This window comes from Novosphingobium sp. HR1a (assembly GCF_015594425.1).
Taxonomy (GTDB): Bacteria; Pseudomonadota; Alphaproteobacteria; order Sphingomonadales; family Sphingomonadaceae; genus Novosphingobium; species Novosphingobium resinovorum_A.
Map to the genome: position 1 here is coordinate 1 of NZ_JABXWS010000003.1, position 15514 is coordinate 15514.

The following is a 15514-nucleotide window of genomic DNA, read 5'->3' on the forward strand; positions in this document are numbered from 1 at the left end:
GTAATAACTTCGTATAGCATACATTATACGAAGTTATACGAGTGAGGGGGAGAAACCCCTCCGTCAGCCCTGCGGGCTGCCACCTCCCCATTCCTACGGAACAGGGAGGATAAAGCAGCTGCTTCCTACCCAAATCCGCCGTCACCCTGAACTTGTTTCAGGGGCCATCAGGCCGATCGCCCATTTCGTGAGCGGCTAAATCGAAGGTGCGGTTTTCGCCTTCCGGCTTCGGCGCCAGCTGCCCGATGGATCTTGAACCAAGTTCAGGATGACGAAGGCAGGGGCGCAACATCGGCGTCTCACTGATAGGCCCTTAACCCGCTCAGGCTGAGCTTGTCGAAGCCCCCCGAGGCCGAGCGCTGCGGCCTGCCATGCTTCGGCAGCCCGAACGCGCCATCACCACCGTCCCACCCCGAAATCACCGGTATCGCCAAGCCGATCGCCCTAACTTCCGTCCGTTACAGTAGCTTGCCTTGACCAAAATCAAGGTTGGCACAGGCCACGTTCATGTATAACAGAAGCCCCAAAGCCGGGAGATTCATGGGTTTTGCCCATGGCTCGCAACCGGTACGGGGGATACCAGGATACCATTCGGTCTGATAGACCTCCTGCCGCACCTCCGGCAGAGAGGGTTGTCGAAAGCAAGGCAAGGGCAAACATGGCAGAAACAGAGGGCGTAAGGCGGCGCGATTTCATCAACATCGCCGCAGTCAGCGCTGCAGGCGTTGCAGGAATCGGGATCGTCGTCCCGCTCGTGAGCCAGATGTCGGCATCGGCCGACGTTCTCGCGGCTTCCTCCACCGAAATCGATATCTCGGCGATCCAGCCCGGACAGGCGATCAAGGCGGTGTTCCGCAAGCAGCCCGTCTTCGTGCGCAACCTGACCCCGCACGAGATCGAGGCCGCCAACAAGGTGGACGTCGCCTCGCTGCGCGATCCCCAGACGCTGGAGGAGCGCACCAAGGAGGGCAAGGAGAACTGGCTCATCACCATGGGCGTGTGCACCCACCTCGGCTGCGTGCCGCTGGGCGCCGGCGAAGGTGAAGTGAAGGGCGAGTTCGGCGGCTACTTCTGCCCCTGCCACGGTTCCGCCTACGATACCGCGGCGCGCATCCGCAAAGGCCCCGCGCCCAAGAACCTCGAGGTGCCGAAGTACGAGTTCTCGTCCGACACCGTCGTCAAAATCGGCTGAGCCCAAGAGAGAGGATCAAGAACATGAGCTTTCCCTGGGCAAAGCACTACACCCCCGCGCATCCCTTCATGAAGTGGATGGACGACAGGCTGCCGATCCCGCGCCTCGTCTACAATGCCGTGGGTGGTGGCTACGAGGTTCCGCGCAACCTCAACTATTTCTGGAACTTCGGTTTCCTTGCGGGGCTCTGCCTCGTGCTGCAGATCGTCACCGGCATCGTCATGGCCATGCACTACGCGGCCAATACCGCCGTGGCGTTCGACACCATCGAGATGACCGTGCGCGACGTGAACTGGGGCTGGCTGATGCGCTATGCACACGCCAACGGCGCCTCGGCCTTCTTCGTCGTCATCTACATCCACATCTTCCGCGGCTTCTACTACGGCTCGTACAAAGCGCCGCGCGAAATGGTGTGGCTGCTGGGCGTGGTGATCTTCCTGCTGATGATGGCCACCGCCTTCATGGGCTACGTGCTTCCCTGGGGCCAGATGAGCTTCTGGGGCGCCAAGGTCATCACCGGCCTGTTCGGCGCGATCCCCTTCGTGGGCGAGCCGTTGCAGCAGTGGCTGCTGGGCGGTTTCGCGCCTGACAACGCCGCGCTCAACCGCTTCTTCTCGCTGCACTATCTGCTGCCCTTCGTGATCCTGGGCGTGGTGATCCTGCACATCTGGGCACTGCACATCCCCGGCTCGTCGAACCCGACCGGCGTGGAAGTGAAGTCCAGCTCGGACACGGTGCCGTTCTACCCCTTCTACGTCGCCAAGGACGGCTGGGCGATCGGCGTCTTCGCGATCCTCTTTGCGATCGCGGTGTTCTACTTCCCCAACGCGCTCGGTCACCCGGACAACTACATCCCGGCGAACCCGATGAGCACGCCCGCGCACATCGTGCCCGAATGGTACTTCTGGCCGTTCTACGCGATCCTCCGCGCCTTCACGCAGGACTTCTTCTTCATCCCGGCCAAGCTGATGGGCGTGCTCGCCATGTTTGGCGCGATCCTGGTGTGGTTCTTCCTGCCCTGGCTCGACAAGTCGCCGGTGCGTTCGGGCGGCTACCGTCCGCTGTACCGCAAGTTCTTCTTCTTCGGCCTGATCCCGGCGATGCTGGTGCTGTTCTACTGCGGCGGTGCGGCGGCGGCAGAGCCCTACGTGATGATCTCGCAGCTGGCGGCGCTCTACTACTTCGCGCACTTCCTCATCATCATCCCGGTGGTCTCGGCGATCGAAAAGCCGCTGCCGCTGCCGTTCTCGATCACCGAATCGGTGCTCGGCAAGGATGACGAGGCCGTACTCGACGTTTCCGCCGCCCCGGCTTCGGCCGTCTGATCCAGCCAGAACGAAAGACGAAAGACATGGCACGCATTCTCTCGATCCTCGTCGGGCTGTTCTTCACGGTCGCGCTGGCGTGGTCGTTCGGCAAGGGCGCCTACACGCAGATCACCGAACCGCCCGCAGCGACTGCCGAGCACGAGTTCCACCTGCACCCCAAGGAACTCCACCTCGCCAGCGACGGCCCCTTCGGCAAGTTCGACAAGCAGCAGCTGCAGCGCGGCCTCCAGATCTACAAGGAAGTCTGCTCGGCCTGCCACTCGCTCAGCCACGTCGCCTTCCGCGACCTAGCGGCGCTGGGCTATTCCGAAGGCCAGGTGAAGGCAATCGCGGCGGGCTTCCAGGTCCCCGGCGTGGACCCCACCACCGGCGAGGCGAACACCCGTCCGGGCCTGCCGACCGACTACTTCCCCAAGCCCTTCGCCAACGACACGGCCGCGCGCGCAGCGAACAACAACGCGATCCCGCCAGACCTGTCGCTGATGACCAAGGCGCGCCACGAAGGCGGCCCCTACGTCTACTCGCTGCTGACCGGCTTCCAGGCCCAGCCCGCCGCGCTGCTGAAGGAGTTCCCGGACGCCAAGACGCCTGACGGCCTGCACTACAACCCGTACTTCGCGAACCTCAACCTCGCGATGGCGCCGCCGCTGACTGCCGACGGTCAGGTGGAATACAGCCCGGGCAACCCGAAGCCGACGGTCGACCAGATGGCGAAGGACGTCTCGGCCTTCCTCGTCTGGACCGCCGAGCCGAAGCTGGAAAAGCGCAACCAGACCGGCCTTGCCGTGGTGCTCTTCCTGATCTTCGCGACGGTGCTGGGCTATATGTCCTACCGCAACATCTGGGCGGGCAAGAAGCACTGATCCAAGAAGCGCTGACGTAAGCGCTTCCACCTGCTAAGGGCTCCGGCGCCCCGCCATCCACGGTGATGGCGGGGCGCTTTGCTTATGAGCTGCCGGAGATGCAAAAGTGACCGTCGAAGACCTCCGCCAGCTGGTGCGCACGATCCCCGACTTCCCCAAGCCCGGAATCCTGTTCCGTGACGTCACCACCCTGATCGGCCATGGCCCCGGCTTCGCAGCGGCGGTGGGGCACATGGCGGACCGTGCCGAAGCGGCCGGGGCCGAGGTGATCGCCGGGATCGAGGCGCGCGGCTTCGTGTTCGGCGCGGCGATGGCGGCGCGCATGGGCCTGCCCTTCGTGCCGGTGCGCAAGCCGGGCAAGCTGCCGGTCCCGGTCCTCGCGATCGACTATGCGCTGGAATACGGCACAGACACGCTGGAGGTCGATCCGGGCGCGGTGCCGGACGGCGCCCGCGTGGTGGTGGTCGATGATCTCATCGCCACCGGCGGCACGGCGCTGGCGGCGGTGGAACTGCTACGCCGGGCAGGGGGTGAGGTGGTGCATTCGCTCTTCGCCATCGACCTGCCTGACCTCGGCGGCGCGCAGCGGCTGCGCGATGCAGGCGTTCCGGCCGAGGCGCTGATGGCCTTTGAGGGGCATTGAGGCGCTAAGGGAAAAAGCCCACCCCTGCCCCCTCGCGCAAGCGGGAGGGGAATGAGAGGTCGGGTTTCCCCCTCCCGCAAGCGGGAGGGGCAGCGAGACTTAGTCCGCAAGACTTAGTCGCGGCGGGGTGGGAGGGTGGACCTGCCGCTCAGGCCGCCACCGTCTCCTTGGCCTTCTTCCCACCCTTCTTCGCCCCGCCTTCCGGCTCCTCCAGAAGCGTTTGCACCGCCTTCGAGGTGACGACGGTGCCCAGTTCGGTCAGCGCAAAGAAGTTCGCCTCGATGTCGGCAAGATCGTAGAGGTAGTTCACCATGACGCCGTGCGCCTGCTTCTGCCCATTGGCGGAGAGGTCCGCATTGGCATGCACCGCCTCAAGCCGTGCGCCGTTGCCGAGGTGGAATCGCGCCACCGGATCGAGCGGCTGCCCGCTCTTCTTCCCCTCGACCAGGTAGCGCGCCGCCAGCCGCCGCAATTCCTGCGCACCGGGGACCGGAGCATCGGCGTCCTGCTCCTTCGCCAACCACTTGGCAAAGCCCGGCACCGGCGAGAGCGTGGCGAACGTCTTGAGGTGCGGCAGTTCTTCCTTGAGCAGCCCGACCACGCGCTTGATCAGGTGGTTGCCGAAGGGGATACCCTTCAGCCCGACCTGGCAGTTGCTGATCGAATAGAAGATCGCGCAGTTGGCCTCGCGCGGGGCGATCGTCTCACGCTCCTCGGAGATGATCTCGTGGATGGAGCCGGGAATCTGCTGCGTCAGCGCGACTTCGACGAAGATCAGCGGATCGTCCTGCATCTGCGGGTGGAAGAAGCCGTAGCAGCGCCGGTCGACCGGCTCGACGCGGCGGCGAAGGTCTTCCCAGCCCTGGATCTGGTGGACCGCCTCGTAGCGGATGATGCGCTCCAGCAGTTGCGCCGAACTGTCCCAGCCGATCCGCCGCAGTTCGAGGAAGCCGGCATTGAACCAGGCCGTGAAGGCGTTCTCCAGATCACGGTCGAGCGCGGCCAGGCCCGAGGTGGAGGCCGAGCGCGGCACCGCCAGCAGGTCTTCGCGCAAGTCGATCAGGCGCTGGGTGCCCTGCGGCGCCAGGTTGAGCTGGTTGATCAGCCGCCGGCTGGGCGACTTGCTGGCGACGTTGAGGGCGAGGGCGGAAGCCTCGTCCCGCTTGTCGTTCCATCTGGCGATGGCCTGGTCGATGGCCTTGGCGTCGGCCGGGTGGAGATCGTGCACCTTGCCGAGAAATTCCTGCCGCGCGGCAAGGTCGCTCGCTTCGTAGAGATCGAAGAACGCCGAGGCGAGCGCCGGGCCGGAAGCGCGCCCGCGCAGCGAAAGCAGGGCGTCGGCAAGGTCGAGCAGGCTCTCCCCGCTCGCTGGCCGGGGGGCGACGCCGATGCCGCGCAGCAGCTTGCCCAGTCCGGAATTCATCAGCAGATCGAGCGGGTTGCGCCGCCGCGCGGAGGCAGTCTCGGCGGGTGTGCGCGTCCGGGGCGTGTTCATGATGACCTCGTTCTCGTCAGCAGCTTTGAGATGTCAGGCTATCATCGCTGCACCTGCGAGAGAATACGTCGAAGCCGCGATGCGCGGCGTTCGGGACAGGAGGAATAGTCCGGATCGGCAGTTTTCCGTGCCTTGAACGGCAGAAGCCGCCCTGGCGATCGGTCGACGCGCACCAAAGTGTCACGGATGTCGGCGTTTGGGCTCCGGCAAACGCCTTCAGCCAGGAACCTTGGAATCTTGCGGGGCTGCAGGATCAAGCGGGATGGGCCGGAAGTACTGTTTCGACAGTTCTTTCGAGTTCGCCTTCGCATGCTGCGATGCAGCGCAATCGATGTTGACATCACCCAATTTGTTCGGCTTCCGTATTTCTACCTCATCTGTTTCCGCAAGATGAGGCAGGGGCAATTCGGATGACGCAGTTGAGACAAATCGAGAAATCCAACTTCATCAAGTTCCGGCCGGACATAGAAGGCATGCGCGCGATTGCGGTCTTGAGCGTGCTGCTTTTTCACATGGGCTTTTCCGCGATTCCGGGCGGGTTTGTTGGCGTAGATATTTTCTTTGTCATTTCCGGATTTTTGATAACCCAAGATATATACAACAGAAGTGTGACGGAAAAATTTAATTTAATGGAATTTTATTTACGTCGGGTGAGGAGGATATTTCCGTCTTTAATTGCTGTACTTATCGCATCGACCGTTGCGGCTGTTTTTATATTACTGCCGTCAGAGTTGGAAAATTTTTCTAAAAGTGCCTTGTCTGCGTCCATTTCCCTGTCAAATATTTATTTCTTTAAGAAAAACGACTATTTCAGCCCATCTGCGGAAGAGATGCCGCTGTTACACACATGGTCCTTAGGGGTTGAAGAGCAATTCTATATCTTCTGGCCGATGGTGATCGTTCTGTCGCTGAAGTTTTTCGGCAGGCATGGGGTCAAGGCTGTATTGTCGGTCGTAATCATCATCAGTCTTATTTGTTCAGAGCTTCTTCTGAAGAGCAATCCCAGTTTCTCCTTCTACATGCTGCCCGCACGTGCATGGGAGTTGGCGATCGGAGGCCTTCTTGGCCTTTCCGGCAATCTAGGTTTGCAAATTAAAAAGAGCGTAGCTGGCGTACTTGTATCCGCCGGAATATTGATTGTTGGCTATTCCATTTTCTTTTTTGAAAAGACCACGCCATTCCCGGGTTTGCACGCCCTGATCCCCTGCATTGGCGCGGCATTGATCATTTTCGGCGGGCAATTCGAAAACCTGGTTTCTTCATTTCTATGCAACGTCGTCATGAAATATATCGGGAGGATTTCTTATCCTCTTTACCTTGTGCACTGGCCCATCATCGTATTCTGGGGACTTGCCTCGACAACTGAAGTGTCGATGGCTGTGAAACTCGTCCAGATCGCCGTCATGTTTGGCGCCGCGCATGTGCTGTATGCGGGGGTGGAGCCTATTTTCCGCCGCATCCCGGCAACGCGCGCGCGCATGAAGGTGTGGGCACCGATGGCAGTGGCGCCGGTAATTGCGATGGGCCTGGTTTGCGCGTCGATGCTGTTCACCAATGGCTTGCAGGGGCGGCACCCGATGCCGGCCTGGGTGAGTCAGGCCGCAGCCGAGTCCAGTTCATTCCAGCGCGATCCTTGCCTCATGCGCGGCGCGGAACTTTCGACTTCTGCGCAATGCGTGATCGGCGATCCCACCCGGCAGCCCACTTTGGTGCTTTGGGGCAATTCTCATGCCACTCAGTTGATCCCGGCGTTTCGTGAGATCGCGGATGCCAATGGCTATGCTGGCCTGATCATAACCAAGGCGGGGTGTGCGCCTATCCCCGATACGACGATGTTGCCGAATTCGGAGATGCGCCGCGATTGCCGGCAGTTCAACAGCGAGGCAATCGAACGGGTTGCGGCCATACCAAAGTTGAAGGGGCTTATCGTCGCAGGAAACTGGAGGACTTACCTTTCAGGCGGTGGACTGCTGACGGATGGTGATGAAGTCGCAAGTCCGGATGGCACCCAGCGCATCATGGCTGATCGATTTTCAAGAATGCGAGAGCAACTGCCGCCCGGCGGATATAAACTGATCCTGATGGGTATCGCTCCAACCGGCGAAAATAAAGCGTTTTCCTGTGCAAGCAGGGCTGCCTACCGCAATATGGATTTCAGGAATTGCAGCTCCGATCTTTATTCAGATACGCTGTTCTATCAGAAAGATCTTGAAGGGTTGGTGGGTAAGAACTCCAAGATCGATCTTGTCGATTATCTTCCGGTAATGTGCCCTGATCAAAAGTATTGTGCGGTTTATAACGGACGAAATGCAAACTTTCTGGATGACAGCCATATTTCTGCGCATGCCGCAAAAAGTGTGGTTTCAACCATAGAACATCTTCTGTGATTGAATTTCGAAACAGATGGTGATGGAGGTCGTGATCGTACGGTCGATTGTGCGGTCGTCCCCACAGGACGCGTGACGCCACGCCTGCAGTTTCCCGAGTATCGAATCTTTATGTGAACCGGCATTGTCCGGGCGCAAGGCGGAACGACGATCGCATCGCTTCGCTTCGTAAAGGCGTCGCGGTGCCATGGATGTCGAAGATTGGAAAAGATACGTTGACGAGGCGGTCATCGTCGTGGCAAGCGGCGAGCGCATCAACGGTCTGTCCTTGGGCGGGCCGGTAATGCGGGTATAGCTTAGTGGTAAAGCTCCAGCCTTCCAAGCTGGCTATGCGGGTTCGATTCCCGCTACCCGCTCCATTTCCCCTTCAAAAATCACCCTGAAAATGGTATAAAATCCGCAGAAAACCTAGGGTTTTTGTGCCTTGGTTCGTCCGGGTTTGCGTACCCCCGTCCACCGGAATCCATGCCATTGTGGTGGTCTTTTGGGGTTTCGCGTTCTCGGGTCGATTGGAGATGCCCCCATACTGGGGGTGTCATCTCGCGAAAGGCGCGGCCCTTACAGACATTGCTATTCGACCGATGAAATGACGGCCCATGGTTTTCGAGCAACAGCATCCACGCTGCTGAACGAAAGCGGGAAATGGCACCCTGATGCGATCGAACGCGCGCTCGCCCATGGCGATAGCGATAGAGTTCGGGCTGCGTACCATCGCGGCGCTCACTGGAATGAACGCGTGGCTATGTCGCCGTGGTGGAGCGATAATCTCGATAGCCTCAGGAACGCATCTAACAGTAAAAGGTGAGGCAAACGGCGCGCTGCCTGGATTCCGCATCGTTAGGACCGGGCCAGGCCGGACCATCGAACAGACCATCTACGGCGGGCGCCGCGTGTCCGGAGTGCACGAAAGCCGAAGGCACTCGTTCGGAACAGGCTCAACCTTCGGGGCTTTCTCTTGTGGCTTCTGGCAACACACGAGAAATATTCATGGCGACTGTCGCGCAAGTTATCGTCGAAACCCTTGCGGCGGCGGGCGCATCCCGCTGCTACGGCGTGCCGGGCGATACGCTCAACCACGTGACCGATGCGATCCGAACCAGTGACATCCGATGGGTCCACGTGCGGCATGAGGAAGCGGGCGGTTTTGCGGCCGGAGCGGATGCGCTGCTGACCGGCGAACTGGCGCTGTGCGCGGGGTCGTGCGGCCCAGGCAGCCTCCATTTCATAAACGGCTTGTTTGAATCCCATCGCAACCGTGCGCCGGTGGTGCTGATCGCAAGCCAGATCGTGCGCGACGAACTGGGTTTCGATTTTCCGCAGGAGGTGGATTTCCGCTCGGTCTACCAAAGCTGCTCGGTGTTCTGCGAGGAAATCCGCACGCCGGAGCAGGCCCGTCGCAAGACCGCGATGGCCGCACAGGCCGCGCTGGCCAAACGCGGGGTCGCAGTGCTGATCGTGCCTGCCGACATATCGAGCGCAAAGGCGCCCGAGGAGCCGCCCTTCGCGGTGCACCGTGCAAATCCGCTGGTGCGCCCCTCCAACCCGGAACTCGACCAGATCGCAAGCCTGCTGGGCAAGGGCAAGAAGATCGCCATCTACGGCGGCTCTGGCTGCGAGCAGGCGCACGACGAGGTGGTGGCTTTGGCGCACGCACTTCAGGCCCCGGTCGCGCATACCTCGCGCGCAAAGGACTTCCTCGAACACGACAATCCCTTCGATGTCGGTATGACCGGCATCTTTGGCGGAGACGCCGGTTACCACGCGCTGATGGCGTGCGACACGCTGCTGCTGCTCGGCTGCGATTTCGCCTGGCGCCAGTTCTATCCTGAAAAGGCGACGATCATCCAGGTCGATCTCGACGGCACCCATCTTGGCCGCCGGCATCCGGTAGACCTGGGCGTCGTCGGGGATGTTCAGGCTACCTTGAGTGCACTGCTGCCCCGTTTGCGGGCTCGTTCGGACCGTGCTTTCCTCGACGACTGCCTGGGGCACCGGGCGAAGACAGAGGAACGGCAGGGCAAGCACGCGCACATCGGCAAGGGTGGGGCGATCCATCCGCAATACCTGACCGAGACGATTTCCCGGTTGGCGCCCGACGATGCAATCTACACCGCAGACGGCGGTTCACCGATGGTGTGGTGCCTGCGTCACGTCACCTCAACTGGGCACAACCGCACCGTCATCAGCCTCAGCCATGGGACGATGGCCAACGCGATGCCGCAGGCCCTGGGCGCCAAGGCAGCATACCCTGATCGAACGGTGATCTCGCTTTCAGGTGACGGAGGGCTCGCGATGATGCTGGGTGACCTGCTCACGGCGGTGCAGGAGAAGCTGCCTATCAAGGTCGCCGTGTTCAACAACAGCGCGCTCGATTTCGTGGAGATCGAGCAGAAGGTGGAGGGGTTGCTGGACACTTATACGGACCTGCTCAATCCCGACTTCGGCCGCGTTGCCGAAGCGGTCGGGTTCTGGGGGCGCCGAGTGGAAAAGGCGGAGGAACTGGAAGGCGCGGTGCGGGATTGGCTGGCGACGCCCGGACCCGCACTGCTGGACGTGGTGACCGACCGGTTCGAACTGGTAATGCCGCCAAAAGTCGAGGCCGGGCAGGTGGCGGGCATGGCGCTCTATTCTGCAAAGGCCTTGCTGGGCGGCCGGGGCCGCGATGTCGCGGGCCTGATCCGCAATTTGCTCCCATGAGCACTTGGCCCGGGCTGGTCGCCGCGTTGACCCGCGACCATGCGCTGTCGCGCAATCTCGTTCTGCTGGCGGCGCTGGCTGCAACGGTCGCCGTGCTTGTCGCGGGGCCGCGCCATCCGATGGCATTCTGGCTGCTGCTAGCCAGCCTGCCTGTTCTGGTGATTTCGCTGGTGGACCTGTTCCAGACGAGGCATTCGCTGCGCCGGAACTACCCAGCGTCCGCACGCTTCCGATGGTTCTTTGAATGGCTGCGGCCTTTCCTGCGCGCCTATATCGTCGAGAGCGATCTCGACGGCCGGCCCTTTAGCCACGACGAGCGAGCGCTGGTCTACGCGCGCGCCAAGGGCGATGTCGCGGCCCACCCCTTCGGAACCGAACTCGACGTCTATTCCGACGAATATGAATGGCTGGCACACAGCATTGCGCCTTCGCGTGACGCCCCCAAGGAAACGCGCGTGCACGTCGGAAGCGCGCAGTGCTCGCAGCCGTATGATGCGGCACGGCTGAATATTTCGGCCATGAGCTTCGGCGCCTTGGGAGCGAACGCTATCGAGGCGCTGAACCTGGGCGCGAAGATAGGCGGATTCTATCACGACACCGGCGAGGGCGGCCTGTCACCTTATCACCTGAAGCACGGTGGCGACGTCGTTTGGGAGATCGGTTCGGGCTATTTCGGCTGCCGCGACAAGGAGGGCCGATTCGATCCCGGCCGCTTCGCCGAACGGGCCGCGAACGATGCCGTGAAGATGACCGAAATCAAGTTGAGCCAAGGCGCCAAGCCGGGGCATGGGGGCCTTCTGCCCGGCCCGAAGGTAACCCGCGAGATCGCCGGGACACGCGATGTGCCCGAGGGCGAGGATTGCCTTTCGCCGCCTTGGCATTCAGCGTTCTCCACGCCCATCGAGCTGGTCGAATTTGCCGCCCGCATGCGCGAGTTGTCGGGCGGCAAGCCGGTGGGCATCAAGCTGTGCGTAGGTTACCCGCACGAGCTCTTTGCCGTGACGAAGGCTATGCTGGAGACGGGAATCCTTCTGGACTTCATCGTCATCGACGGTGCTGAAGGCGGAACCGGCGCAGCGCCGACGGAACTTTCCGACCGGGTAGGAATGCCGCTGCGAGAAGGATTGATCCTGGCGCGTAACGCGCTGGTGGGAGCGAATCTGAAAGGGCCCGTGAAGTTGGCAGCATCGGGCAAAGTAAGTTCCGGTGCGGGTATTGCCATGAATGCAGCGCTGGGTGCCGATTGGTGCAATGCCGCGCGTTCGTTCATGTTCTCGCTGGGCTGCGTGCAATCCATGCGCTGTCACACGGATACGTGCCCAACCGGTGTCGCCACGCAGTCACCGGCGCGTCAGCGGGCTCTGGTGATCCCGGAGAAAGCCGAGCGCGTCGCCCGTTTCCAACGGACGACGCTTGAAGCGCTTCACGACATCGTCGTTGCCTGCGGTCTACAGTCGCCCGATGAATTCACCCCGGACGGTCTGCGCCAGCGTATCAGTGCGGTGGAGATGCGTTCCGTTGATGAGCTCTATGCCTTCGTTGAACCCGGTGAACTGCTTTCCGGCGCTCGCGATCCTCGCACTGCGAAGTGGTGGGCGCAGGCAGATCCAACCTCTTTCAAGCGATGCGAAGTCTGACAATCGGCCACTTCGACCGTGCAATTCACCGGAATGCAGAAATGCCGGCGATCGAATCTTCGTTCATTTGCCTGCTCCTGCGGAGAGAGAAGCATAAATTGTGTTTAAATATGCAGGCTCCAGCCTGCCTTTACGACGACACGGACTGCGGCGGAACAAATCTTGCAGCAAGGGCAGTTCGACTGTGGTTCATGCTCGAATGAAACTGCGGGAAGAGGTTGTTATTCCAGCACTTGCGTGTTCCCGGCTGGATGCCGGGGACCTTTGGGTCTATACTGCCCGTCAGGGAGCCAGGCCATGATGCGTTATGCCGAAAAGCCATTTCTCCAGTATCTCGACTCCTTCGTGCTGCGCGCGATCGGTGAACTGACCGAGCAGCAGGAACAGGCAATCCACCTCCTCTCCCCGACGTTTGTCCAGGCTGAAGGAACGCGGCCCTGGTTTGAAATCGTCGCTGAACGGATGAGCTTCAGCGAGGGCTACGTTTCCGAGATCGCTTCTGTCTGGGAGGCCAGCAGGCGATCCGCCAGTGAACAGGGGTTGGAGATCAGTCCGTTCGAGTTCACGAGGTTGTTCGTGGATGCGAACTTCCCCAGCTGATCTGGCGAGTGTCGGCTCAGGTCTCAGCCTGACTCGATCGAGGTCATCAGTTTGAAGATATCCTTGTCCGGGTTCGCGCCAACGATCCGCCCGGCTTTCGAATGCGTGCAGACCAGAACGAACAGATCCACCTCATCGTCGATGGCTGATTTGAAGCGGTCCGTGATGTCGTCTATCGCGATCCGGGAATCGAAGATCATGAAATCTGGCGTTTCAGTCCAGACCGCGCTGCACGCGATTTTCGACACGACCTCGATGAGCGCGCGCCTGCGGTCGATCTGCGAACGCCCCTGCCTTGGTTGGTCGGCGATACCGAACGCCGTCCAGTATGTGGTGCTCATGAATGTCTCAATGTCTTGGCCTGGCCGCGCCATCAATCGGCGGCGGGGCTGTTGCGCCTGGCAAGGGTCTCGAGCGCGGAAACGATCGATGTCGTTGTGACAGCTATCGGGGTACGGGCGCCGAGATGCATGAGCGATAGCCATGCGCTCACCATCTTGCTCCCTTTTTTCGTGATGACGAGAGGAGGTTGCGACCGGTCATCCTCTGCCTGAAAACAGACCAGTTCGTCCTTGAGCAAGGAGGAAACGTGCGTGATGGCCTTGCTCGATGAACAGGCCGCCGCAGCACAAACCTGCGCGACGGTCATTTCCCCCTTTCGAGCACTGCCCGCCCGGTAAAGGCCAAGGAGCATCAGCCAGGCGCATTCATCGATGTCGGGGGCAACCTTGCGGCGTGCGGCAATCCCGTCGAGATAGGACTGAACGTTGTCGATCTCGCACTCGATCTCGGCGTGATCTCCGAGGATATGCGCCAGTTCGTCAGTCAGCGTATGGAGGTTCAGCACGGCGCGCTCCCCGGGAGGAATGCCGAAGGTCGAGTATTGGACCCACGCACAGAACGATCAGTTGCGGGATACTCCACACCGCCGAGGCAGCCTTGAACAGCCGGGGCGTATTGGGAACGATTTCCCAGGCCAGGAACGAGATGACGCTGAGTGCTTGAAACGCGCATATCCACAAGGGCCAGTACCGGTCGGTCTTCGCCGCGAGATGCGCGAGGCCGATGAGCAGCACGAAGTCCACCATGACCGTGGAGTGCGCGAGGCTGATCTGGGTCTTGAACGTCGTTGCGCCGATATAGGTCGCCAGCGCAGCGACCACGAACATGAGGCATATCCTGCGCCCTTCCCACCCGCCCCACAGCAGCGCTGGCAGGCAGGACACGAACATGAGTATTCCGAAGACGAGGTTCAGGAGCATGGCCTTGACTTCAACCTGCGACGTTCGACGTCAAGGCCATCACCCCTTTCCGGATTACACTCGGGCCGTCGCCGTCTCGGGGGTCTTCAGCAGCCCGCTCGGGCTATCGTCGCCGAAGCAACCCCAATCCGTCTCCCGGTGCTGTGACTCGCCCTTGATGAAGGCGAGCTTGCGATGCATCTGCACCATGTCCTTGCGGCCCTCCACCAGCTTGGCGAAACCGGCTGCAGCCGAATCCAGCGCACTTTGCAGATGGGCCGGCGGGACGCTGGATGCGGCATTGGTCTCCATGATGGTCGCGGCAAGGCGCGCGGCATCGAAAAGGGCCGTGTCGACGCTCTTGAACATGCCAGAAATTTCCGTGGCGACCGCTCGTCCGCCTGCTTCCGAAAGACGCATATGTTTCTCCGATGCGTGAATCACGCTGAGGTTTGCCGTGAAGTGAAGCTCACCTGCCGAGCAGGCTGAGAATTCCGACCATCACCGTGACGATCGCGGCCAGGCCGACGACGGAGACAAGCGCAACCTGTCCCATCATCGCCATGCGCTGCGCCATCGTCAGGTCATGACGGGAGCCCCCGACCGGAGGAAGACTGAGGAGCCGCGAGAATTCCCATCGAGGGTGCGTTGCCCTCGCTTGGTCTTCTGCTCCGGCTCTCGTTTCTTCCGGACGAGTGCTCTGTGCCTCGGCATCCTCGTCGCTGTCGAGCGGTTGCGGCGCACTAGGTAGCCGCTCCCTACCCTTTGATGCGTCTAGGAAAATACGCGCCGCATCGGCCCGGCTGGAAACCCCCAGCTTGACCATCAGGTCGGCGACATGATTGTCGATGGTCTTGTAGGACAGCCCAAGGCTTGCGCCGATCTCCTTGGAAGACAGGTGCCGGGCAACCAGCGAGAGAACCTCGTACTGCCGGGCAGACAGCTTTTGCCGAAGCTCCCCTTCTGACCATTCCCGCATCTTGCAGCCCCTCGTGCCTCGCCCTTCGTTTCCACACACGGTTGGAGGCTGAAAAGCATCCTAGCACTGTTTGCAACCGGTAACCTCGCTTGATTGACGCAGTGCCCAAGTCGTTAGTTACCGATTCATCGCCCGGCGCGGGATGCAAGTCTGGCAAACCTGGCTCGGCGAGCAGGTGAAGATGACTGCCTCCGCGCCTTTGGCGCGGCCAAGCTCTGCCTTCGCAGGTTGCTCCGACCGCGCCAACTGCGGTGTATCGTCGGCAGAGCCGCTGGTCTGAGCCCGTGGATTTCCTCCAGATTTGAGCAGAGTCCGCCCCTTGAAGGGGTCGGATGGATATGAAGCGGAGCAGGTTCAGCGAGGAACAGATCATCGCGGTATCGAAGGAGCAGGAGGCCGGAATGGCGACGGCGGACGTGTGCCGCCTGGTGCCAAGCGGAAGGCGGTGGCTC

At 61.2% G+C, this 15514-nt stretch carries 14 protein-coding genes, 1 tRNA gene and 2 pseudogenes; 11 read left to right on the top strand and 6 right to left on the bottom strand.

Annotated elements, in window-relative coordinates; translation table 11 throughout:
- Positions 1 to 658 precede the first annotated feature (658 nt).
- The 4 genes from petA (at position 659) to HWN72_RS00320 (ending at position 4026) form a co-directional block, all read left to right on the top strand.
- Complete coding sequence (petA, locus tag HWN72_RS00305; RefSeq protein WP_008830913.1) at positions 659 to 1192, top strand: ubiquinol-cytochrome c reductase iron-sulfur subunit; 534 nt, start codon at positions 659 to 661, stop codon at positions 1190 to 1192.
- A 23-nt stretch (positions 1193 to 1215) separates the two neighbouring features.
- Positions 1216 to 2517 (top strand): cytochrome b N-terminal domain-containing protein, encoded by a 1302-nt coding sequence (locus tag HWN72_RS00310; protein ID WP_008830912.1) that lies wholly within the window; start codon positions 1216 to 1218, stop codon positions 2515 to 2517.
- 26 nt (positions 2518 to 2543) lie between these two features.
- Positions 2544 to 3383, top strand: coding sequence for a cytochrome c1 (locus tag HWN72_RS00315; RefSeq protein WP_211149473.1), 840 nt, complete (start codon positions 2544 to 2546; stop codon positions 3381 to 3383).
- A gap of 106 nt (positions 3384 to 3489) precedes the next feature.
- Positions 3490 to 4026: an adenine phosphoribosyltransferase gene (locus tag HWN72_RS00320; protein ID WP_211149474.1), complete on the top strand. Its 537-nt coding sequence runs from the start codon at positions 3490 to 3492 to the stop codon at positions 4024 to 4026.
- A gap of 148 nt (positions 4027 to 4174) precedes the next feature.
- Here the strand turns inward: HWN72_RS00320 and HWN72_RS00325 are convergent, their stop codons facing one another.
- Entirely contained in the window at positions 4175 to 5521 is a 1347-nt protein-coding gene (locus HWN72_RS00325) for a malonyl-CoA decarboxylase domain-containing protein (RefSeq protein ID WP_211149475.1), read from the bottom strand.
- A 410-nt stretch (positions 5522 to 5931) separates the two neighbouring features.
- Between HWN72_RS00325 and HWN72_RS00330 the strand changes: the two genes are divergently transcribed.
- From HWN72_RS00330 to HWN72_RS00350, 6 genes and pseudogenes are all read left to right on the top strand, one after another.
- A complete protein-coding gene (locus tag HWN72_RS00330) occupies positions 5932 to 7908 on the top strand; it encodes an acyltransferase family protein (protein WP_211149476.1) in 1977 nt (658 codons plus the stop codon).
- A gap of 285 nt (positions 7909 to 8193) precedes the next feature.
- Positions 8194 to 8267 (top strand) — tRNA-Gly (locus HWN72_RS00335).
- Positions 8268 to 8479: 212 nt separating this feature from the next.
- Positions 8480 to 8713 (top strand): annotated as a pseudogene (locus tag HWN72_RS30905) (tyrosine-type recombinase/integrase); the annotation flags it as partial.
- A 182-nt stretch (positions 8714 to 8895) separates the two neighbouring features.
- Entirely contained in the window at positions 8896 to 10605 is a 1710-nt protein-coding gene (locus HWN72_RS00340; protein WP_211149477.1) for a thiamine pyrophosphate-dependent enzyme, read from the top strand.
- Entirely contained in the window at positions 10602 to 12242 is a 1641-nt protein-coding gene (locus tag HWN72_RS00345; RefSeq protein WP_211149478.1) for an FMN-binding glutamate synthase family protein, read from the top strand. The genes HWN72_RS00340 and HWN72_RS00345 overlap by 4 nt, the downstream gene beginning before the upstream one ends.
- A gap of 297 nt (positions 12243 to 12539) precedes the next feature.
- Entirely contained in the window at positions 12540 to 12842 is a 303-nt protein-coding gene (locus HWN72_RS00350) for a hypothetical protein (RefSeq protein WP_008828300.1), read from the top strand.
- 23 nt (positions 12843 to 12865) lie between these two features.
- On the opposite strand, the gene HWN72_RS00355 is transcribed toward HWN72_RS00350, so the two are convergent.
- From HWN72_RS00355 to HWN72_RS00375, 5 genes are all read right to left on the bottom strand, one after another.
- Positions 12866 to 13183, bottom strand: a complete 318-nt coding sequence (locus HWN72_RS00355) for a hypothetical protein (protein ID WP_037517656.1) — start codon at positions 13181 to 13183, stop codon at positions 12866 to 12868.
- A 32-nt stretch (positions 13184 to 13215) separates the two neighbouring features.
- The gene (locus HWN72_RS00360) at positions 13216 to 13689 is read right to left on the bottom strand and encodes a hypothetical protein (protein WP_008828302.1); all 474 of its coding nucleotides are present in this window, start codon (positions 13687 to 13689) and stop codon (positions 13216 to 13218) included.
- Positions 13664 to 14104, bottom strand: a complete 441-nt coding sequence (locus HWN72_RS00365; RefSeq protein ID WP_069708788.1) for a hypothetical protein — start codon at positions 14102 to 14104, stop codon at positions 13664 to 13666. Before HWN72_RS00365 ends, HWN72_RS00360 begins: the two co-directional genes overlap by 26 nt.
- 54 nt (positions 14105 to 14158) lie before the next feature.
- Positions 14159 to 14452, bottom strand: coding sequence for a hypothetical protein (locus tag HWN72_RS00370; RefSeq protein WP_008828304.1), 294 nt, complete (start codon positions 14450 to 14452; stop codon positions 14159 to 14161).
- Positions 14453 to 14552: 100 nt separating this feature from the next.
- On the bottom strand, positions 14553 to 15062 hold the full coding sequence (locus HWN72_RS00375; RefSeq protein ID WP_008828305.1) for a helix-turn-helix transcriptional regulator: 510 nt from the start codon (positions 15060 to 15062) through the stop codon (positions 14553 to 14555).
- 338 nt (positions 15063 to 15400) lie between these two features.
- Here HWN72_RS00375 and HWN72_RS30910 point away from each other — a divergent pair.
- Positions 15401 to 15487 (top strand): annotated as a pseudogene (locus HWN72_RS30910) (transposase); the annotation flags it as partial.
- Positions 15488 to 15514: the final 27 nt, after the last annotated feature.